Genomic DNA, 16,047 nt, shown 5'->3' with positions numbered 1-16,047 from the left:
CTAGTAGACGTAGGCGATGATCTGGCCACCGATGCCCTTCTCGCGGGCCTCGTAGTGGCTCATGACGCCGTGGCTCGTCGTGACGATGAGCGCGCCGTAGTCACGGGCGGGGAGGAATCGCTTCTCCCATTTCTCGAAGTCGTCGGCCCCGGCGGAATACCGGGGCTTGACGACGCCACAATCGTTGATTGCGCCTTTCAGTTCGACCTCGAACAGACCGGCCTTGCCGTCGTCGACGAACTCGAAGCCGTCGATGTACCCGCGGTCGTAGAAGACCTCGAGGACGGAGCCGATGATGTTGGAGGCGGGCTGGATCTCGTGGGACAGGTGTCCGACGCTCTCGGCGTTGTCCACACCGGAGAGCGCGCTACTGAGTGGGTCGTTGTCAGCCATTGCTTATCGGTACTTCTTGAATCCCATCTCGCGGGCGATCTCTCGGAAGCACTGGCGGCACAGGTTGATGTCGTACTTGCTGACAAGTCCCTGTTTTCGACCGCAGCGCCGGCACTCGTTCTCCTGGCCGGTGCGGCGGGACGCGTGCTCGCCCGTCTGTTCTGTTTCGCTATCGCTCATTCTTCAACCTCCACGTCGAACGTGGACTCGATGAACGCGACGGCGTCCTCGACGGTCATCCGGTGGGACGACGGAATCTGCCGGGAACGCTTGTCGCGCTTTTTCACTCGGTAGCCGGGGCGGACGAGGTTGACCGTCACGTCCAGCCCGTAGATACCGATCTGCGGGTCGTACTCCTGGCTCGGGAACTCCGTGTGCTCTTCGACGCCGAAGCCGAAGTTGCCAGTCTCGTCGAACGACGAGACCGAGAGGTCCGCGATGGGGAGCGCGGTTTCGAGGAATTCGACGGCGGTGTCACCACGGAGGGTGACCTTCGCGCCGACGGGTTCGCCGCGACGAACGCCGAAGTCCTGCGAGGCGCGGCCGGAGATCGTGCGAACGCTCTCCTGACCGGTGATCTCTTCGAGGATGTCCTCGGCCTTGGCGAGTTCGCGACCACCTTCGCCGACGCCCATGTGGACGACGACCTTCTCGATGCGCGGGTCGCGCATCGCGTGGAAGTCAGCCTCGCTCATTCGTCATCACCGCCGTCAGTAGCCTGACGTGCTTCGGACTCGTCGTCCGAACCCGTGAAGTTCTCGTCGATGACGACGACGTACTGTTCGACCGTCTCGAACTCGCCGTCTTCGGTCTCGACGACAACGGAGTTGTTCCCGCTGCCGGGCGTGACGATTATCTCTGTAACCTCGCCGATTTCGCCGGCGTGCTGCCCGTTGACAGCCGTGACGAGCGCGCCTTCCTCGTAGGGGAAGTGCGCGACGACGTCCTTCGTCTCGTTGTCGACGACGATGGAGTCCTTGCCGCTGTACTCCGAGGCGTCCTCGACGACGAGGGTCGCCCCGTCGTGGAGCGTCAGCTGGAAGTCGCCACCGGTGACCTGCGTCTTGCCCACGATCTTGCCGAGCCGGCTGGATGCCGAATCGGCGTCGATGGGCGTCAGCGCCAGGCGGCCTCCCTCGTCGGGGAAGACGCGGTAGTACTCCTCTCGCTGGACGAACGCCAGGATGTCGAACATCCCGATGGGACGGCGGACGTCGGAGGCCACGTCGCCGTTGACCAGAATGCTCTGGTGGTTGAGGGCGTACTGGGCCTCCTTCTTCGAGTCAACGTAGCCGAGCACGTCGCGCAGGACGATGATGAGGGGAACCCCCGCCTCGCCGTGCGGACCCGCTCCGGCCTTGACCGTGAACGTGCCTGTCTTGCGCTCGACCGGCCAGGACTTCGGTACGGACAGTCGCTTCTGGTGTCGAGTCATTCGTTATCCTCCTTGAGTCGGGCCTCGCGCACGTCGTCTTCGAGGTCCAGTTCCGTCACGCGGACGTTACTGGCCTGAAGGGGGCGTGGGGCCTCCTCGCCGTCGGCTTTCTCAACGGTGACGCCGTCGACGTAGATGACGGCGTCCCTGAGGTCGACCTCGGTGACTTCGCTTTCTTCGCCGGCGAAGTCGCCGCGGAGCACCTCGACCGTGTCGCCCGCGTTGACGCGGACGTTACGGCTGCCGTACTCCTCGCGGAGTTCGGCCGACAGCGGTGCGCGGACCTGCTTTTGCCGCTCGTGGAGCGGCGCGTCGCGAATCTGGGTTCGCTGTTTGCGCGGTTGTCGAGTCATACTATACAATCATCGTAGCCGTCGATGCGATACTCCCGAAGCGCTCGGCGACTTCGCGTGCGACGGGACCCTTGATTTCGGTCCCGCGAGGCTCTTCCATCTCGTCGATGATGACGGCGGCGTTGTCCTCGAACTTCACACGCGTGCCATCGGGCCGGCGGATAGATTTCCGCTGGCGGACGATGACCGCTTCGAGCACCTGTCGGCGCATCTCGGGGGTACCCTTGGTGACCGAGACGGTCACCTTGTCCCCGATACCTGCCTTGGGGTGGCGGTTCTTCGTGCCGGAGTAACCCGCGACGCTGATAATCTTCAGTTCACGAGCGCCGGTGTTGTCGGCGCACGTGACCAGCGAGCCACGGGCGACACCCTTGGTGATGTCCGCTTTGAGCGCTTCCATCACTCGTCACCTCCGATAATCTCGACGACGACGTGGGATTTCGTCTTCGAGAGAGGTCGGGTCTCCGCAATCGTTACTTCGTCACCGACAGCGACGTCGTCGAGCACGCCCGGCACGTGTGCCGGGATGCGGGAACGTCGCTTCATGTAGCGGTCGTACTTCGGAACGAATACGTCGTACTCCCGCTCGACGATGACGGTCTTTGCCATGTCCGTCGAGACGACTGTCCCCTCCAGGGTCTGACCCCGGACGGAGAGCGAGCCGTAGAACGGACATTTTTCGTAGTCGTAAGCCTCGGAATCGTCAGGTTCCGGAGGCATTGGAACGTCAAGTCCTATCGCCATTTCGAGTCACCTGTAGTTTCGGTGCGCAGGGCGGGTCGTGAGAGCAGTTGTGCGCCATCCACCGTAACGTAGGCCACGCCCTCGCAATTCCCGGAACGGGAAGCCGCCGATGATGAGTCGGCGAGCCGATCAGACTGACTGGCATCAAATCCGCCAGTAGTATCCGACCGAAGTTTGGACGCGGTCCCCGACGCCTTCGAGGCGTCGGCGGCTTCATCTGTACGCGGAATTTCGAATTCGAAGGTCGCCCCTCGCTTTGGCACCTGCCGCACCCGAGAGCCGTCGTCGACCATGAACGTGTGCATCGTCTCGACGACGATGCGACCGGCTATCCCGACGAGGTCGGGGTTCGCCGCGTCGACGACCTCCACGTGGAGGCCGTTGAGTTCGTGTCGCACGAGGGTCTCGGGTGTCAGTGGCATTATTCTTCGTCGAGGTCGCCTTCTTCGCCCTGAATCGTCTTGATTCGGGCGATGGTCTTCTTCAGTTCAGAGACGCGGCCGGGGTTCTCCGGCGCGCCACCCGCGGCCTGCACGGCCTTCGCGTTGAGCAGCTCCGTCTCGAGCTCTTCGAGCTCTGCGGTGCGCTCTGCGGGCGTCATGTCGCGAATCTCTTCGGTGTAGAGGATCGCCATTTATTCTTCCTCCGTTTCGTCGTCGTCTTCGTCTTCCATCTCCGCGACGAGGTCGGCCGCCTCTTCGGCGACGTCTTCGTCGAGTTCCTCGTCGTCGTCGACGACTTCCTCGACTGCTTCGTCGTCCTCGTCGTCGGCTTCGTCGTCGACGACTTCCTCTTCGACCGCTTCGACGGCCGCTTCCTCAACGACGTCTTCGTCGACGGCGTCCGTCTCGGCGTCGGCGTCGGCCTCCTCGGAGACGTCCGGAACCTCTTCCGGCTCCTCTTCGAGGAGGTCCTCGACGCTCTCGGTCTCTTCGATCTGTTCGACCGCGTCGGGGTTGGCGTCTTCCTCGACTTCGAAGTCGTCGGGGAGGCGCGCACCCGGCGGGATGATCTTGACCGTCACGCCGATGGTTCCGAGCTTCATGACTGCGACGCCCTGGCCCTCGTCGACGATCTCCTGTGCGGGCTCGCCGTTGTGCTTGATGTAGCCGCGGTTGAACTTCTCCACGCGGGAGCGAGCGCCCGTGACCTTGCCGGAGAGGACGATTTCGGCGCCGAGTGCGCCGGCGTCCATGATGCGGTCGATGGTCGTGTGGCCCGCCTTACGGAAGTACCAGCCGCGTTCGAGCGCGTTGGCGAGGCGGTCGGCGACGATCCGGGCGTTGAGGTCCGGTTCGTCGACTTCCTGCACGTCGATCTGGGGGTCATCGAGGTTGAATCGCTCTTCGAGTTCGCGGGTGACCTTACGGATGTTCTTCCCGCCTTTCCCGATGACCATCCCGGGCTTTTCGGCCTTGAGCACGATCTGGGTGCCCATCGGCGTCTTGGCGACGTCCATGCCGCCGTAGCCCGCTCGACCGAGTTCTTCCGCGAAGAACTCGTCGATCTGGGACCGCTGCAGTCCGTTCTCGATGAATTGGTGTTCGTCAGCCATTATTCCTCGACCTCTTCGATGATGAGTTCGACGTCACAGATTGGGGTGTTCCACGGGTCCGCCCGACCGAAGGCACGGGGCTTGCGACCCTGACGCTCGCCGACCTTGTGGGCGGCGACGTGCTTGATCTCCATGGCCGGTCCGTCGAAGCCCTGTTCGGTCGCGTTGTTGCGAACGTTTTCGAGGAGTTCGAGGAACGCCTTGGACGCCTTCTCGGGGTACCGACCCGCGTCCCAGCCGTCGATGTCGCTTCGGTGACCGACGCCGGAGTTGTGCTGCTTGAACGGAACCGACCGCTCGCCGTCGATGACGGCTTCGAGGTACTCCTCTGCGTCGGCGACGGGCATCCCCTTGATGGCGCGGGAGATGGCCTTGCTGTGCTTGATGCTGATGGGCCGGTCCCGGAGCATACCCTTGGCCGTGGTGTCCGGGTCGGCCTCGACGCTGTAGTTGATTCCCATGGTTTACTTGAGGGGCACGAACTTCGAAGACCGGGTCGCGCCGATACCGGCCTGACCGTGCTCGACCGAGCTACGGGTCAGCTGGAACTCGCCCAGGTAGTGTCCGATCATCTCGGGCTGAATCTGGGTGCGCTCGAACTCCTGACCGGTGTAGACGGCGAAGGTGAGACCGACGAATTCGGGGAGAATCGGCATGTCGCGCAGGTGCGTTCGAATGGGCGCGTTTGCCGTCTCCTCTTCCGTCTTGTCCTGAGCCTTCGCGAGCAGCTTCTCGTGCTCGGCCGACAGGCCTCGGGTGATGGTTCGCCGCTGACGAGCGGGGAGCAGTTCCGCGACCTCGTCGAGCTCCATCTCCTGCAGCTCGTCGAGCGTGTAGCCGCGGTAGGTGAACTCACCTTCGCGGCCGGTGCGGTATTGCGTACTCATGGTTACTTACCTCCCTTGCCACCGCGACCGGTGCGTTTGGAGGCGATGTCACCGACCTTCCGGCCCGGCGGAGCGTTCCGCGAGACGGACTTCGGCTGACCGGGGTGCTGCCGGCCGCCGCCACCGAACGGGTGGTCGACGGCGTTCATAGCAACACCACGCACGCGCGGCCACTTGATACCGCGCGCTTTCATCTTGTGGTACTTCTTGCCTGCCTTGACGAACGGCTTCTCCGTGCGGCCGCCACCGGCGACGACGCCGATGGTGGCTCGGCAGTTGGGGTTGAGGCGCTTGACCTCGCCCGACGGGAGCTTCACGATAGCGACCTTGCGGTCGTGCGAGAGCAGCTGCGCGCTCACGCCGGAGGCGCGGGCGAACTTCCCGCCGTCGCCGGGCTGGTGTTCGACGTTACAGACGGGGACACCCTCGGGAATCTCGGCGAGCGGCAGCGTGTTGCCGGGCTTGATTTCGGCGGAAACGCCGATCTGAAGCTCTTCGCCGACAGAGATGCCCTCGGGCGCGAGAATCATGCGCTGTTCGTCCTCGAACTCCACGAGGGCGATGGGCGCGCTGCGTGCGGGGTCGTGCTCGATGCCGACGACCGTGCCCGTGATGGTGTCTTTGTCCTCGGACTTCTTGTGCGACAGTTCGGCCTTGTAGCGGTGCGACGGCGCCCGGAAGGTGGACGTACCGCGACCGCGACGCTGGCCCTGAATTCGGCGTCCCATGGTTAGAACACCCCGATACGCGACGCGACTTCCTGCGCGTCGTCGTCTTCAGAGAGACGAACTGTTGCTTTCTTCTTACCTTTCATCGTGACCTGCGTGTTGACCTTCTCGACGGTCACGTCGTAGCGCGACTGGACTTCGTCCTTCACGTCGGACTTCGTCGAGTCGATGTGGACGATGAACTGGAGCTTGTTGTCGAAGTCCATCTGGTTCATCGCCTTCTCCGTGACCAGCGGGTGTTCGATGATGCTCATCGGTCTGCGACCTCCTCAAGTGCGCTTTCGGTGAAGAGGGTGAGGCGACCGGCGTGGGTGCCGGGCGCGAGGTCCTCGGCGGAGACGTTCGCCGCGGTGGCGACGTCGACGCCGGCGAGGTTGCGAGCCGCCTTCGAGGGCTCGTCGGCCGTCACGAAGAGGATGGACTTCGGACGGGTGTACTTGCGACCGCGGAGCTTGCCCTGGCCGCTTTTGACCTTCTTGTTCTCCTCGGAGCGCTCGATGTCGTCGTAGACGCCGAGCGACTGCAGGAGGTCGACGACCTCCTGCGTCTTGACGAGGTCCTCGAAGTCGTCGGAGACGACGAGAGGGAGCTCGACGTCGTCGTCGAAGCGGTGACCGCGCTCGGCGACGAGCTCGGAGTCCGTCGTGGCGGCGAGCGCCGAGCGGACGGCGAGCTTACGCTCCTTCGTGTTGATCTCCTTCCCCTGGTCCTTCTCGGCCTTCGGCGGGTGAGCGCGACGGCCGGAGACGGCGTGCGGGACGCGTCGGGCGACGCCGTTCTGGCGTGGGTCGTGGGACATCCCACGGCCGCTGCCCATGGACTCTGCCGGGGTTCGAAGTCCGGCGTAGGGGTCGGCACCGTACGGCTGTTTTCGGTTTGCCTGCGCGGCGATGACGGCACGCTTGATGAGGTCCGGACGGTAAGCCGTCTCGAAGACCTCGGGCAGGTCGATGCTGCCCGCGTCGTCGCCGTTCAGGTCTCGGATAGTTGCCTGCATGGTTTAACCCTGGTTCGATGCGGTAGAGACGTAGCGCACCTCGGGGTCGAGGCGCGGCTGGTCGTTCGGCCGGATGGCCGGGCGGAACCGCAGGAGGCGCTTGTTGGGGCCCGGGAGCGAGCCCTTGATGAGCGCGTAGGAGCCGTCGACCTCGCCGTAGTTGACGAAGCCACCTTCGACGGAGGCGTCGTCGCCCTCACCGAGGTCGATGAGGCGCTTGTTGAGCTCGGTGCGCTGGTGGTAACCAGTCTGACCGAGCTGCGGAACCGTAGAGCGGACACGGGACGGGTTCCAGGGGCCGAGGTTGCCAATACGGCGTCTCCAGCCCTGGCGGGCGTGCTTGCCCTTACGCTTCTGGACGCCCCATCGCTTGACGGGACCCTGCGTACCCTTACCCTTCGTGACACCCGCGGCGTCGAGGTACTCGCCGGCGCGGAACACGTCGGACATCTCGTGTTCGCCGCCCTCGGAAACGAGGTCGAGGGCGAAGTCGGCGCGCTCCACCATGGAGCCGCCGCCGACGCGAGTCTCCATCACGTCGGGCTTCTTCTTGGGCACGTTCGCGAGCTCGGAGGGCACCGTGTGCGTGATGACGCGGAGGTCATCGACTTCGCCGGCCTCGACGGCCTCGCGAAGCGCGTCGGCGTCCGAGTCGAACGTGTCTTCTGCCGGCAGGTCGAGGACGCGGTCGAGTTCGTCGTGGAACTCGCCCGCCCAGACCTCGGTCTGCGGCTTCATACCGTACGGCGTCTGCTCGTAGGCGCGAAGGGCGACGGCGCGCATCGGCGGCGTCTCGACGACGGTCACCGGGACGGACTCCTCCATTCCTTCGCGGGGGGAGTCTGCCTCGTCGTTGACCATCATCACGTGGGTCATACCGGCCTTGTAACCGGCGAAGCCCTGCAGCGCTGGGGAGCCGTCGTCGGACGGCCACGACTTGATGCGTGGAACCTCCTTGACTGCTCGCTTGCGCGGGCTGAAGCCCATCGAGCCTTTTCGTGGTCTGCTTGGTTGTGGCATGGATTCACTCCGTGAGTGTCAGGGAGGCGAGGGAGGCGAACATCGCTTCCTCCGTTCGCACGACCTCGCTGCCCTGTCGCGGAATCGTATTGAGCCAGAGGTCGAACCCCGGACCAACGGAAGGTTCGACGTCTGCAACATCCTCGGGAGGCATCCCGAGCATGTCCGGAAGCCCACGGCCCGGCGACCCGAAGACGACGGTCATGCCGCCGGCATCGGTGATGCGGGCCGTCAGGTCGCCCAATCTGGGGACCGACAGCGGTTCGCCATAGCGAGACGTGGCGATTCGCACGCCCGCATCTGGCCTGCCGAGTGCTTCCGTGAGGTCCATGCGGGATACGTCGAAGCCCGGGAGGGGCTCGTCGACGATCCGCGCACGGACCGGTTCTCGCGAAGAGATCCTGACAGCGACGCGCTCTCCCTCTGTGAGGTCCATCCCGGGAGGGACGAACAGGGAGATCGGGTGTTGCATTCCGCAATTGACCCGAACGCGGTCGTCAGGTCCGACCTCGGTCACGATTCCTTCTCGCAACGCGGGCGACTCGTCGGAGTCGTCCGCGGTCGTAGACGCGACGAGAACGGGGGGCAGGATACCAGCGTAGCGGAGTTCGTCGCGCTTGCCCCAGACCTCCTTGCGGAGGTAGGGGGGCGTCGCGGCGTACCGAAGTACGGTTTCGACGAACTCGCCGCCCCACTTGTTCTCGCCGTCTTCGTCGGGGAAGACGACGAGTTCGTTCGCCCGGAAGACCGCCGCCGCGCGGGCGACGTAGCCGAGTTTGCGAGTTGCCTCGCGTTGATCTTCGGCTTCCCGGACGAGTGAGGACGGCACGAGTACGCTGAGTTTCATGCCGGGTTCATCCTCGTCTCGTCTAGACTGTGGCGTTTGTACCGGGGGCCTACCTAAAAGAGTAGCGAATCCATTCTGGGGTGATAGAGCGTCCCACGACCCAGTTTGCGGGGGATTGGCGAACGTCGCGTGGTACATAATTACACGGTCGCCGACAGGTCGCCGAAGGCGAATCTCACGTGGTAGCAGGTGGCGCGCCGTCGCCCGATTTCTCCCCCGTTTCGCAAGTCTTATTTATCAACCCGACACTATCGAGTAACGCAGCAGCACGCCACGATACACGCGGAATGCGCTGGTAGTGTAGTGGTATCACGTGACCTTGCCATGGTCACAACCTGGGTTCAAATCCCAGCCAGCGCACATCCACCACATGCGTCGGTAGTGTAGTGGTATCACGTGACCTTGCCATGGTCACAACCTGGGTTCAAATCCCAGCCGACGCACTTCTACAACGAACCTACCTTCCGAGCGACCGCTGTGCGTGTCGCTCGGACTGTGAGTTGTGAATGCGGGACGCTGGGATTTGAACTAGCGAGCGAACGCGAGTGAGCGAGTGGAGTTCAAATCCCGTCTCACCGACTCGACCGCCGTCTCGCCGGTGCTCCTGAGTTCACCTCACGGCGTTCGGTGAACTCCCAGCCGACGCAGTTCTCCGAACGCAACTCACTCAGCGACGCGTCTCCGAGGACTCACGATTCGTCCCGCGCCCGCCACCACCAGACCATCGCTCCCACGCCGACGACGAGGACGACGACGGCGAGCGCGTCGAGAGCGTAGTTAAGGGGCGTGCCCGTCGGCACGGTCCCGGACTGGGTCACCTGCAAGAGGGCGTACGAGAGCCACGTGAGACACATCCCGACGAGGAGAACCGTCCGCGTGCCGGAGAGCTTCCCGCGCCGATACTGCACGGCCGTGCCCGCGAGGAGCAACAGGTACGCGACGAGCAGGGGAACGCCCCCGAGGTCGGCGAGCACGCTCATGATTCGGTCGGGAACCTCACGAGGGCGATGAGGTCGGCGGCGACGACACCGGTCACACGCGCAGTTCGGGAGGGCAGACGAACCATACGCCACGTCCGCAGGGAGTACACTAAGTAGTTGACACTAATGCCCGAGCGGACCGTCCCGGCCTCGCACGCGTGGGCGGAGAATCAATATCCGAGCGTGTCGACCGTCTCGATTCGCTCGATATCGTCGAGTTCGCACAGGTCGGAGACGGCCGACTCGGCGAGCGAGACTACGACGCCGCCGAACCGGAGTTCGCGTTCGAGACTGCCGCCGAGCGACTCGACGCGGGTTTCGAGCGTCTCGCGGGCGTCGTCGTCCACGGGTTCGACGCGGAGTGCCGCGACTTCGTCGTCGAGGGGGTCGTCGCGCATACGACGGACGGGGTGAGAGAGATACATATCCGGGGGTTGTCGGGCGGCGGGAAAACGGTCGCGGTCGGTCTGTGTCGGACCGCGCTCGGCCGAGGCGGTCAGTCCTCGGTGAAGTAGAACAGCGCCTCGCGGCCCGCGCCGCAGTCCGGGCACGACGACGGGAACGCCGTCAGCGCGCCGAGTTCGCCGCAGTCGTCGCAGCGCCAGACGAGTTGCGCCTCGCCGAAGTTCTTCCCGGGCAGTCGCCGGTGTTCGACGACGGTCGGCGGTCGAACCGCCCGAGAGGCCGTCTCGGCGGTCGTCTCGGCGGCTTCCCACCGCGCTCGTTCGTCGTCGAGCGGTCGCGCCGGCTCCGTCGGTCGGGCAGGGGTCTTTATTGCCATAGTGTCGCATACGCACGCCAGCCCCATAACGCCCGTCGTCACTCCTCGTGACTGTCAGGCCACGAGGACCATCGAAGCTCCAGTCTGACGGGGCCCTCCGGCAGGAACCGGTTGGTTTCGGTGTCGGTGACGACCCGTTCGGGGCGGGGGAGCGTGACGGATTCGTCGCCGACGCGGAGCGTCAGGTCCTCGTCGGGAGCGGCCGCTAGGAGGCGGTCGAGTCGCTCGATGGCCGCGGTCACCTCGTCGCGCGTCACAGCGTCGGTCTGCGAGTCGAGGGGGACGCCGCCGAACAGCGGGCGGACGTTCACGTCGCGCGAGCGGTTCGAGAGCACCGCGTTGACGGCCGCGCCGAGGAGGATGACGAGCCCGCTGAAGTAGAGCCACGTCAGGAGGACGAGAATCCCGGCGACGACGCTCGATTCGGGTTCGCGGCTGCTGAACTCGACGTAGAGTCGGAACAGCGACTCGAAGGTCGTCAGCCCGACGGCGGCGACGAGCGTGCCGGGGACGACCTCCAGATAGGTCACGTCCTCGTCGGGGAAGATGTAGTACATCGGGTAGAACGTCAGAAAGAGGACGGCGACGAGGAGGCCGCGGTAGACCACCCAGCCGAGCGTCCCGTCGAGCGCGGGGAGGGCCGACTCGATGAGCGCGCCGGCGATGACGGCGAGGGCGACCGTGACGAGCACGATGATACCGTCGGAGAGCTGGTCGGCGAACGTGTTCGCGGCCTCGGACTCGTAGATGTCCGAGAAGGCGGTGTCGAGGCCGCGGAAGATTCGGAGCGTCCCCCACACCAACACGAGCACGCCGATAACCGAGAAACTGGCGAGCTGACTCGACGCTTCGAGTTCGGCGATGATGACGTCCCCCGCGCCGGGGGTCAGGACCGTCTGGATGACGCCGATGACGCTCTGGCGTAGGTCGCTGTCGCCGGTGGCGGAGACGGCCGCGAGGACGAGCAGAAACAGCGGGAGCAACGAGACGAACGCCCCGTAAGCGATGCTTCCGGCCATGAACGTGAGTCGCTCGGTGCGGACCTCGTAGAGGATGGCCCGACCGAGCGTGAGCGCTCGCGCGACGCGTTGATTCATGGGCGCTGATACGTCGGCCGACGAGAAAAGCGCGATGCGCGGTCGGGCGGCGGTGACGACTACCGACGGGCGGCGAAGACGGCGACCGCGAGGCCGAGGACCGCACCCGTGACGGTCCACTCCGCCGCGTAGCCGACCGCCTCGCCGACGGCCGACCCGAGGGTGACCCCGCCGACGACGTTCGCCCCCAACACGAGCGCCAGCCGAGTTAGTTCACTCTGAAACATACATGAAACTGTGGCTGTTCGCGGAGATAGCCTCGTCGGTTCGGACGCCTCGAACGGTGCGACGAATTCGCACACCTCGATTTTACTACCACGTGGTCCGTGGTGTCGGCTATGACAGTCATCGCCATGCTGAGCGTCGCGCCGGTCGTCGAAGGGAGCATGTCGGGCGAGGTCGCCAAGGCGGTCGCGGCCCTCGACGACTTCGCCGTGTCCTACGAGACGAACCCGATGGGGACGGTCATCGAGGCCGACGACATCGACGAACTGCTCGCGGCGGTCGGCGCGGCCCACAAGGCGGTCGACGGCGACCGCGTGAGCACGTTCCTGAAGATAGACGACAAGCGAACGAAAGACCAGACGGCCGCCGACAAGGTCGACGCCGTCGAAGCCCACCTCGGGCGGGAAGCGAGGAGCGACCGCGAGTAGCTTCGCGGGCCGCGGCGACCCGCCGCGCGGGTCCGCCGTGCGAGGCGCGAGACACGTCCACGCGGCCCGGAGGGTGTGCGACTGACAAACCCTTTAGCCGAAGGCGCGCAATCGCCTCGCATGGACAGCATCAATCGGATGGCCATCGAACTGGTCGACGAGGCGCTCGACTTCGCCGGGGAACTCGGCATCGAGGGCTACGAACTCGACTCGGGTGCGACGGTCATCGACTTCGGCGTCGACGCCGACGGCGGTGTCGAAGCGGGGATGCTCCTCGCGGAGATTCAGACCGCGGGTCTCGCCACGGTACAGACGCGGATGGGGGATGTCGCCGGTACGCCCCGCCCGCACGTCGAACTCTCCACCGACCGCCCGGCGCTGGCCCTCCTCTGCTCGCAGAAGGCCGGCTGGGAGCTCACCTTCGACGACTTCGACGGCCTCGGCTCCGGCCCGGCCCGCGCGCTGGTCGGCGAGGAAGAGGAGTTCCACCACCTCGGCTACTACGACGAGTTCGACCTGACGGTCCTCGCCGTCGAGAGCATCGACCTCCCGAGCGACGAGGTCGCGGAACACGTCGCGGAGACGACCGGCCTCGAACCGAGCGCCGTCTTCCTGCCGACCTACGCGACCGGCTCGCTCGTCGGCAGCGTCACGGGCGCGGCGCGCGCCGCCGAACTCGCCGTGTTCAACCTCTTCGAGGCGGGCTACGACCCGACGAACGTCCTCTCTATCAACGGTTCCGCCCCGCTCGCCCCCGTCAGCTACGACGAGAGCGTCGCCATGGGTCGGACGAACGACGCCGTCGCCTACGGCGGCCGCGTCCACGTCACCGTGAGCGAGGACTACGACGACTTCGACCGCGCGATTTCCACGGCCGGGGCGGACTACGGCGTCCCGTTCGAACAGCTGTTCGAGGACGCCGACTGGGACTTCGGCGCGGTCGACCCCGACGTGTTCGGCCCCGCGCAGGTCACGGTCGACGTGGTCGACGGCCCGACGTACACCCTCGGCGAGACCGACGAGGACGTGCTCGCCGACTCGTTCGGACTGTGAGGCGCAAGCCCGTCCCGCCCGCACCGGGCTCCCTCGACCGACTGTGGGACGCCCACCGCGCCGTCCCGCTGATTCCCGGCTCCGAAGACGACTGCTGCGGCCGGGTTGCGAACCGACTCGACGTGACGCCCGACGAGGGCCGCGACTGGCTCGTGTTCTGCCAGTCGCTCGGCCTCGCCCGCGAGGTGAGCCGCGGCTTCGAGCGCGTCCGCGACGACCCCGACGCGGACGACCTGCGGAGCGCGTTCGAGGGGAACGTCTTCGGCGCGCGCGAGGCGCTCGACGCCCTCGGCGACGAACCGAAGTCGGCGGACGCGGTGTTCGACGCGTTCGAGCCGACCGTGCCGAACTGGGAGCGTCACCGCGACCCCGACGGATGGGAATCGCGCTGGCGCGGCAGGGTCGCGCGGCTGCTCGACTGGGCGGTGCTGTTCGGCGCGGCGGAGAGAAAACCGGACGGCTACGTCGCGGTCGGAGAGTCGGTCTGACCGCCGACGGGGACGACTCGCGCCGCCGCCCGTGCTATTCTAGTCGACCTTCGTCACGGTGCCGACGCCCTTGGACCGGCCCTCGCGGAAGACGAATCGCTGACCCTCCTCGACGAAGTACGAGCGGAATTTGAACTCGATGCGGGTCGTGCCGGTGTCTCCGGGGAGGAGTCGCCCGCCGTCGGGGTGGAAGACGGCCGCCTCGGAGACGGTTTCGAGGTGGACGACCGGCTCGTAGCCCTCCTGAATCCGCGTCGGGTGGTTGAGCACCATCACGTCGGCTTCGAACTCGCGGACGGCGGTGGGCTCTGCGTCGCCCGGCAGGAGCACCATCCCGCGTTCGATTTCGGACTCGCGGACGCCCTTGAGGGCGATGCCGACGATGCGGCCGGCGTTGGCCCGGTCGACCCGGTGGTAGTGCATCTCGATGGAGCGGACCTCGACCTCGCGGAACTCGCCGTCGGACATCGGCCCCAAGAGCAGTGTGTCGCCGGCCTCGACCGCCCCGGAGTTGACCGTGCCGGAGGCGACCGCGCCGACGCCCGTGACCGAGTAGGTCCGGTCGATGTACATCTTGAAGTCGCCCTCGGCGGCGCTGCGCTTCGGCAGCGACTCGAACAGCCGGTCGAGGTCGTCGAGGCCGTCCATCGTGACCGCGCTCGTCGGGAACAGCGGGACGACCGACTCGCTTATCTCCTCGACCGCGGCCTCGACGCCGTGGCGCTCGACGCTCAGGGGCGTCCGGCCCACGTCGCGGAGGAGCCGCTCGACCTCGCGTTCGACCTCGGCGGCGCGCTCCTCGGAGACGGCGTCGATTTTCGTGATGGCGACGACCGTCGGCAGCTCCATGGCGAGCAGGATGCCGAGGTGTTCGCGGGTCGTTCTCGTCGGGCCGTCGTCGGCGGCGACGACGAGCAGGCCGTAGTCGAGGCGCTGGCCGACGAGGCCGCGAATCGTCGTCCGGAGCCACGGCTCGTGACCGACGGTGTCGACGAACGAGACCAACCGGTCGGCCTCCTGAACGATCTGCGCCCGGTCGGACTTCCGGTGGGGGTTTCGCATGTGAACGGGTCCGTCGTCGGAAAAGCCGTAGACTGCGTACGAGAGGTCGGCCGACAGGCCGCGTTCGACCTCGTGGGGCTGCACGTCGAGGAACGACCGCGTGCTTCCGTTGCCGTTGTCGGCCTGTCCCGTCACGAGCGACCCGACGAGCGTCGATTTGCCGTGGTCGACGTGACCCGCGGTGCCGACGACGATGTGGTCGTCGTCGACGTCGAGCATCGCGCCCTCGCGGATGGTCGCGACGCCGACGAGGCCGCGTTCGGCCCCGTCGCCGACGCCCCACGTCTCCACGTCTTCGATGTGCGCGCCGGCCTCCTCGGCCAGAAGCGACAGCACGTCCATCGTCTCGGAGAAGTCGTCCGGCGGGATGCCGGCGATGCCGCCGTCGTCGGTGACGCCGACCACGTAGGTCGCCACGCCGTCGCCGGAGAGCACTCGGTGTCTGAGTTGGGCAGCGAGCGACTCCATCCGGCCGTCGGACAGGTGAACGGCGCGGGTGAGGCGTTCTTTGAACTCGACGTTTCCGCCTTCTTCCTCACCGCGCTCAAGGGCCTCGTCCAAGAGAGCCCGATCCGCGCTCATGGACTCGGGTAGGAAACCGACCGTGAAAACGCTTTCCGCGGTAGCGATTGCCATGAGAACGTACCGCAATCGAGACGGCGTCGGGAGCGGACGCGACCGTCGAGGCCCGTGCGGGCCGAATGCGAAACGAAACCGAGACGCGCTCAGTCGCTCAGTCGCTCGTAGGCCCGGTTGACGCGCTTGAACGCCTCCTCGTCGCCGGTCTTCGAGTCCGGATGGGTCTCCTTGACGCGCTTCCGGTAGGCCGCTTTCACCTCGTCCTCGGAGGCGTCGTCGTCGAGGTCGAGCGTGTCGAGGGCCGTCTGCCGACTCATGCTGCGCCGCGACGGGCGGACGCTCGGTCCGTCGCCGCCGCGAGTTCGCTGTCGTCGGCGGAGCATGAGTCGGCAGAC

The 16,047-nt window shown here is 66.0% G+C and carries 27 protein-coding genes and 2 tRNA genes; 5 read left to right on the top strand and 24 right to left on the bottom strand.

Annotated features, from left to right (window positions below; all coding sequences use genetic code 11):
* The 17 genes from BN996_RS17810 to BN996_RS17730 are packed head-to-tail and all read right to left on the bottom strand — an operon-like array spanning position 1 to position 8,959.
* Positions 1-393 carry a 30S ribosomal protein S8 gene (locus tag BN996_RS17810; protein WP_004042581.1) on the bottom strand — a complete coding sequence of 131 codons (393 nt, stop codon included), beginning with the start codon at positions 391-393 and terminating at the stop codon, positions 1-3.
* A gap of 3 nt (positions 394-396) precedes the next feature.
* A complete protein-coding gene (locus BN996_RS17805; protein WP_004042587.1) occupies positions 397-573 on the bottom strand; it encodes a 30S ribosomal protein S14 in 177 nt (58 codons plus the stop codon).
* A complete protein-coding gene (locus BN996_RS17800) occupies positions 570-1,088 on the bottom strand; it encodes a 50S ribosomal protein L5 (RefSeq protein ID WP_004969589.1) in 519 nt (172 codons plus the stop codon). The genes BN996_RS17805 and BN996_RS17800 overlap by 4 nt, the downstream gene beginning before the upstream one ends.
* Entirely contained in the window at positions 1,085-1,828 is a 744-nt protein-coding gene (locus BN996_RS17795; protein WP_089781318.1) for a 30S ribosomal protein S4e, read from the bottom strand. The genes BN996_RS17800 and BN996_RS17795 overlap by 4 nt, the downstream gene beginning before the upstream one ends.
* Entirely contained in the window at positions 1,825-2,181 is a 357-nt protein-coding gene (gene rplX / locus BN996_RS17790; RefSeq protein WP_042663563.1) for a 50S ribosomal protein L24, read from the bottom strand. Before rplX ends, BN996_RS17795 begins: the two co-directional genes overlap by 4 nt.
* 1 nt (position 2,182) lies before the next feature.
* Positions 2,183-2,581: a 50S ribosomal protein L14 gene (locus BN996_RS17785; RefSeq protein ID WP_004042597.1), complete on the bottom strand. Its 399-nt coding sequence runs from the start codon at positions 2,579-2,581 to the stop codon at positions 2,183-2,185.
* Positions 2,581-2,925: a 30S ribosomal protein S17 gene (locus tag BN996_RS17780; RefSeq protein ID WP_042663561.1), complete on the bottom strand. Its 345-nt coding sequence runs from the start codon at positions 2,923-2,925 to the stop codon at positions 2,581-2,583. Before BN996_RS17780 ends, BN996_RS17785 begins: the two co-directional genes overlap by 1 nt.
* A complete protein-coding gene (locus BN996_RS17775; protein ID WP_042663560.1) occupies positions 2,916-3,347 on the bottom strand; it encodes a ribonuclease P protein component 1 in 432 nt (143 codons plus the stop codon). Before BN996_RS17775 ends, BN996_RS17780 begins: the two co-directional genes overlap by 10 nt.
* Entirely contained in the window at positions 3,347-3,559 is a 213-nt protein-coding gene (gene rpmC, locus BN996_RS17770; RefSeq protein ID WP_004062417.1) for a 50S ribosomal protein L29, read from the bottom strand. The genes BN996_RS17775 and rpmC overlap by 1 nt, the downstream gene beginning before the upstream one ends.
* Positions 3,560-4,480 carry a 30S ribosomal protein S3 gene (locus BN996_RS17765; RefSeq protein ID WP_089781315.1) on the bottom strand — a complete coding sequence of 307 codons (921 nt, stop codon included), beginning with the start codon at positions 4,478-4,480 and terminating at the stop codon, positions 3,560-3,562. It abuts the gene before it with no gap.
* Positions 4,480-4,941, bottom strand: coding sequence for a 50S ribosomal protein L22 (locus tag BN996_RS17760; RefSeq protein ID WP_004042608.1), 462 nt, complete (start codon positions 4,939-4,941; stop codon positions 4,480-4,482). The genes BN996_RS17765 and BN996_RS17760 overlap by 1 nt, the downstream gene beginning before the upstream one ends.
* A 3-nt stretch (positions 4,942-4,944) precedes the next feature.
* Positions 4,945-5,367, bottom strand: coding sequence for a 30S ribosomal protein S19 (locus BN996_RS17755; RefSeq protein ID WP_004042610.1), 423 nt, complete (start codon positions 5,365-5,367; stop codon positions 4,945-4,947).
* A 2-nt stretch (positions 5,368-5,369) separates the two neighbouring features.
* Positions 5,370-6,095 (bottom strand): 50S ribosomal protein L2, encoded by a 726-nt coding sequence (locus BN996_RS17750; RefSeq protein ID WP_042663556.1) that lies wholly within the window; start codon positions 6,093-6,095, stop codon positions 5,370-5,372.
* A gap of 2 nt (positions 6,096-6,097) precedes the next feature.
* A complete protein-coding gene (locus BN996_RS17745) occupies positions 6,098-6,349 on the bottom strand; it encodes a 50S ribosomal protein L23 (protein WP_004974911.1) in 252 nt (83 codons plus the stop codon).
* Positions 6,346-7,092 (bottom strand): 50S ribosomal protein L4, encoded by a 747-nt coding sequence (rpl4p, locus tag BN996_RS17740; RefSeq protein WP_089781313.1) that lies wholly within the window; start codon positions 7,090-7,092, stop codon positions 6,346-6,348. Before rpl4p ends, BN996_RS17745 begins: the two co-directional genes overlap by 4 nt.
* A 3-nt stretch (positions 7,093-7,095) precedes the next feature.
* Positions 7,096-8,112, bottom strand: coding sequence for a 50S ribosomal protein L3 (locus BN996_RS17735; protein ID WP_089781311.1), 1,017 nt, complete (start codon positions 8,110-8,112; stop codon positions 7,096-7,098).
* A 4-nt stretch (positions 8,113-8,116) separates the two neighbouring features.
* The gene (locus BN996_RS17730) at positions 8,117-8,959 is read right to left on the bottom strand and encodes a putative RNA uridine N3 methyltransferase (RefSeq protein WP_042663552.1); all 843 of its coding nucleotides are present in this window, start codon (positions 8,957-8,959) and stop codon (positions 8,117-8,119) included.
* A 289-nt stretch (positions 8,960-9,248) separates the two neighbouring features.
* On the opposite strand from BN996_RS17730, the gene BN996_RS17725 reads away from it, so the two are divergent.
* Positions 9,249-9,319, top strand: a tRNA-Gly gene (locus tag BN996_RS17725).
* Positions 9,320-9,331: 12 nt separating this feature from the next.
* Positions 9,332-9,402: transfer RNA gene (locus BN996_RS17720), tRNA-Gly, on the top strand.
* Positions 9,403-9,648: 246 nt separating this feature from the next.
* Here BN996_RS17720 and BN996_RS17715 read toward each other — a convergent pair.
* The 5 genes from BN996_RS17715 to BN996_RS20275 form a co-directional block, all read right to left on the bottom strand.
* Positions 9,649-9,939, bottom strand: a complete 291-nt coding sequence (locus BN996_RS17715) for a hypothetical protein (RefSeq protein WP_089781309.1) — start codon at positions 9,937-9,939, stop codon at positions 9,649-9,651.
* Positions 9,940-10,109: 170 nt separating this feature from the next.
* A complete protein-coding gene (locus BN996_RS17710; protein WP_089781307.1) occupies positions 10,110-10,364 on the bottom strand; it encodes a hypothetical protein in 255 nt (84 codons plus the stop codon).
* A 71-nt stretch (positions 10,365-10,435) separates the two neighbouring features.
* Positions 10,436-10,720: a DUF7130 family rubredoxin-like protein gene (locus tag BN996_RS17705; protein ID WP_042663550.1), complete on the bottom strand. Its 285-nt coding sequence runs from the start codon at positions 10,718-10,720 to the stop codon at positions 10,436-10,438.
* Between the two features lie 38 nt (positions 10,721-10,758).
* Positions 10,759-11,817 carry a YhjD/YihY/BrkB family envelope integrity protein gene (locus BN996_RS17700; protein ID WP_042663549.1) on the bottom strand — a complete coding sequence of 353 codons (1,059 nt, stop codon included), beginning with the start codon at positions 11,815-11,817 and terminating at the stop codon, positions 10,759-10,761.
* A 59-nt stretch (positions 11,818-11,876) separates the two neighbouring features.
* The gene (locus BN996_RS20275) at positions 11,877-12,044 is read right to left on the bottom strand and encodes a hypothetical protein (RefSeq protein ID WP_157837735.1); all 168 of its coding nucleotides are present in this window, start codon (positions 12,042-12,044) and stop codon (positions 11,877-11,879) included.
* A 111-nt stretch (positions 12,045-12,155) separates the two neighbouring features.
* Between BN996_RS20275 and BN996_RS17695 the strand changes: the two genes are divergently transcribed.
* The 3 genes from BN996_RS17695 (at position 12,156) to BN996_RS17685 (ending at position 14,011) form a co-directional block, all read left to right on the top strand.
* Positions 12,156-12,470, top strand: coding sequence for an MTH1187 family thiamine-binding protein (locus BN996_RS17695; RefSeq protein ID WP_042663548.1), 315 nt, complete (start codon positions 12,156-12,158; stop codon positions 12,468-12,470).
* A 120-nt stretch (positions 12,471-12,590) separates the two neighbouring features.
* Positions 12,591-13,523 (top strand): methenyltetrahydromethanopterin cyclohydrolase, encoded by a 933-nt coding sequence (gene mch / locus BN996_RS17690; RefSeq protein WP_089781305.1) that lies wholly within the window; start codon positions 12,591-12,593, stop codon positions 13,521-13,523.
* A complete protein-coding gene (locus BN996_RS17685) occupies positions 13,520-14,011 on the top strand; it encodes a double winged helix-containing putative transcriptional regulator (RefSeq protein WP_089781302.1) in 492 nt (163 codons plus the stop codon). Before mch ends, BN996_RS17685 begins: the two co-directional genes overlap by 4 nt.
* Positions 14,012-14,050: 39 nt before the next feature.
* Here the strand turns inward: BN996_RS17685 and BN996_RS17680 are convergent, their stop codons facing one another.
* Both BN996_RS17680 and BN996_RS17675 read right to left on the bottom strand, forming a co-directional pair.
* Positions 14,051-15,655, bottom strand: coding sequence for a GTPBP1 family GTP-binding protein (locus BN996_RS17680; protein ID WP_089781300.1), 1,605 nt, complete (start codon positions 15,653-15,655; stop codon positions 14,051-14,053).
* A 143-nt stretch (positions 15,656-15,798) separates the two neighbouring features.
* Positions 15,799-16,047, bottom strand: a 249-nt coding sequence (locus BN996_RS17675) for a DnaJ domain-containing protein (protein ID WP_139043143.1), incomplete at its 5' end; no start/stop codon positions are given.

This window comes from Haloferax massiliensis (genome assembly GCF_001368915.1).
Lineage (GTDB): Archaea > Halobacteriota > Halobacteria > Halobacteriales > Haloferacaceae > Haloferax > Haloferax massiliensis.
Note: the sequence above shows the minus strand (reverse complement) of the source record. Positions and strands in the feature narration are given on the sequence as shown.

Excerpts from the sequence above, each read along its gene's own strand:
- BN996_RS17810 (WP_004042581.1), bottom strand. The coding sequence starts at position 393 with ATGGCTGACAACGACCCACTCAGTAGCGCGCTCTCCGGTGTGGACAAC.
- BN996_RS17805 (WP_004042587.1), bottom strand. The coding sequence starts at position 573 with ATGAGCGATAGCGAAACAGAACAGACGGGCGAGCACGCGTCCCGCCGC.
- BN996_RS17800 (WP_004969589.1), bottom strand. The coding sequence starts at position 1,088 with ATGAGCGAGGCTGACTTCCACGCGATGCGCGACCCGCGCATCGAGAAG.
- BN996_RS17795 (WP_089781318.1), bottom strand. The coding sequence starts at position 1,828 with ATGACTCGACACCAGAAGCGACTGTCCGTACCGAAGTCCTGGCCGGTC.
- rplX (WP_042663563.1), bottom strand. The coding sequence starts at position 2,181 with ATGACTCGACAACCGCGCAAACAGCGAACCCAGATTCGCGACGCGCCG.
- BN996_RS17785 (WP_004042597.1), bottom strand. The coding sequence starts at position 2,581 with ATGGAAGCGCTCAAAGCGGACATCACCAAGGGTGTCGCCCGTGGCTCG.
- BN996_RS17780 (WP_042663561.1), bottom strand. The coding sequence starts at position 2,925 with ATGGCGATAGGACTTGACGTTCCAATGCCTCCGGAACCTGACGATTCC.
- BN996_RS17775 (WP_042663560.1), bottom strand. The coding sequence starts at position 3,347 with ATGCCACTGACACCCGAGACCCTCGTGCGACACGAACTCAACGGCCTC.
- rpmC (WP_004062417.1), bottom strand. The coding sequence starts at position 3,559 with ATGGCGATCCTCTACACCGAAGAGATTCGCGACATGACGCCCGCAGAG.
- BN996_RS17765 (WP_089781315.1), bottom strand. The coding sequence starts at position 4,480 with ATGGCTGACGAACACCAATTCATCGAGAACGGACTGCAGCGGTCCCAG.
- BN996_RS17760 (WP_004042608.1), bottom strand. The coding sequence starts at position 4,941 with ATGGGAATCAACTACAGCGTCGAGGCCGACCCGGACACCACGGCCAAG.
- BN996_RS17755 (WP_004042610.1), bottom strand. The coding sequence starts at position 5,367 with ATGAGTACGCAATACCGCACCGGCCGCGAAGGTGAGTTCACCTACCGC.
- BN996_RS17750 (WP_042663556.1), bottom strand. The coding sequence starts at position 6,095 with ATGGGACGCCGAATTCAGGGCCAGCGTCGCGGTCGCGGTACGTCCACC.
- BN996_RS17745 (WP_004974911.1), bottom strand. The coding sequence starts at position 6,349 with ATGAGCATCATCGAACACCCGCTGGTCACGGAGAAGGCGATGAACCAG.
- rpl4p (WP_089781313.1), bottom strand. The coding sequence starts at position 7,092 with ATGCAGGCAACTATCCGAGACCTGAACGGCGACGACGCGGGCAGCATC.
- BN996_RS17735 (WP_089781311.1), bottom strand. The coding sequence starts at position 8,112 with ATGCCACAACCAAGCAGACCACGAAAAGGCTCGATGGGCTTCAGCCCG.
- BN996_RS17730 (WP_042663552.1), bottom strand. The coding sequence starts at position 8,959 with ATGAAACTCAGCGTACTCGTGCCGTCCTCACTCGTCCGGGAAGCCGAA.
- BN996_RS17715 (WP_089781309.1), bottom strand. The coding sequence starts at position 9,939 with ATGAGCGTGCTCGCCGACCTCGGGGGCGTTCCCCTGCTCGTCGCGTAC.
- BN996_RS17710 (WP_089781307.1), bottom strand. The coding sequence starts at position 10,364 with ATGTATCTCTCTCACCCCGTCCGTCGTATGCGCGACGACCCCCTCGAC.
- BN996_RS17705 (WP_042663550.1), bottom strand. The coding sequence starts at position 10,720 with ATGGCAATAAAGACCCCTGCCCGACCGACGGAGCCGGCGCGACCGCTC.
- BN996_RS17700 (WP_042663549.1), bottom strand. The coding sequence starts at position 11,817 with ATGAATCAACGCGTCGCGCGAGCGCTCACGCTCGGTCGGGCCATCCTC.
- BN996_RS20275 (WP_157837735.1), bottom strand. The coding sequence starts at position 12,044 with ATGTTTCAGAGTGAACTAACTCGGCTGGCGCTCGTGTTGGGGGCGAAC.
- BN996_RS17695 (WP_042663548.1), top strand. The coding sequence starts at position 12,156 with ATGACAGTCATCGCCATGCTGAGCGTCGCGCCGGTCGTCGAAGGGAGC.
- mch (WP_089781305.1), top strand. The coding sequence starts at position 12,591 with ATGGACAGCATCAATCGGATGGCCATCGAACTGGTCGACGAGGCGCTC.
- BN996_RS17680 (WP_089781300.1), bottom strand. The coding sequence starts at position 15,655 with ATGAGCGCGGATCGGGCTCTCTTGGACGAGGCCCTTGAGCGCGGTGAG.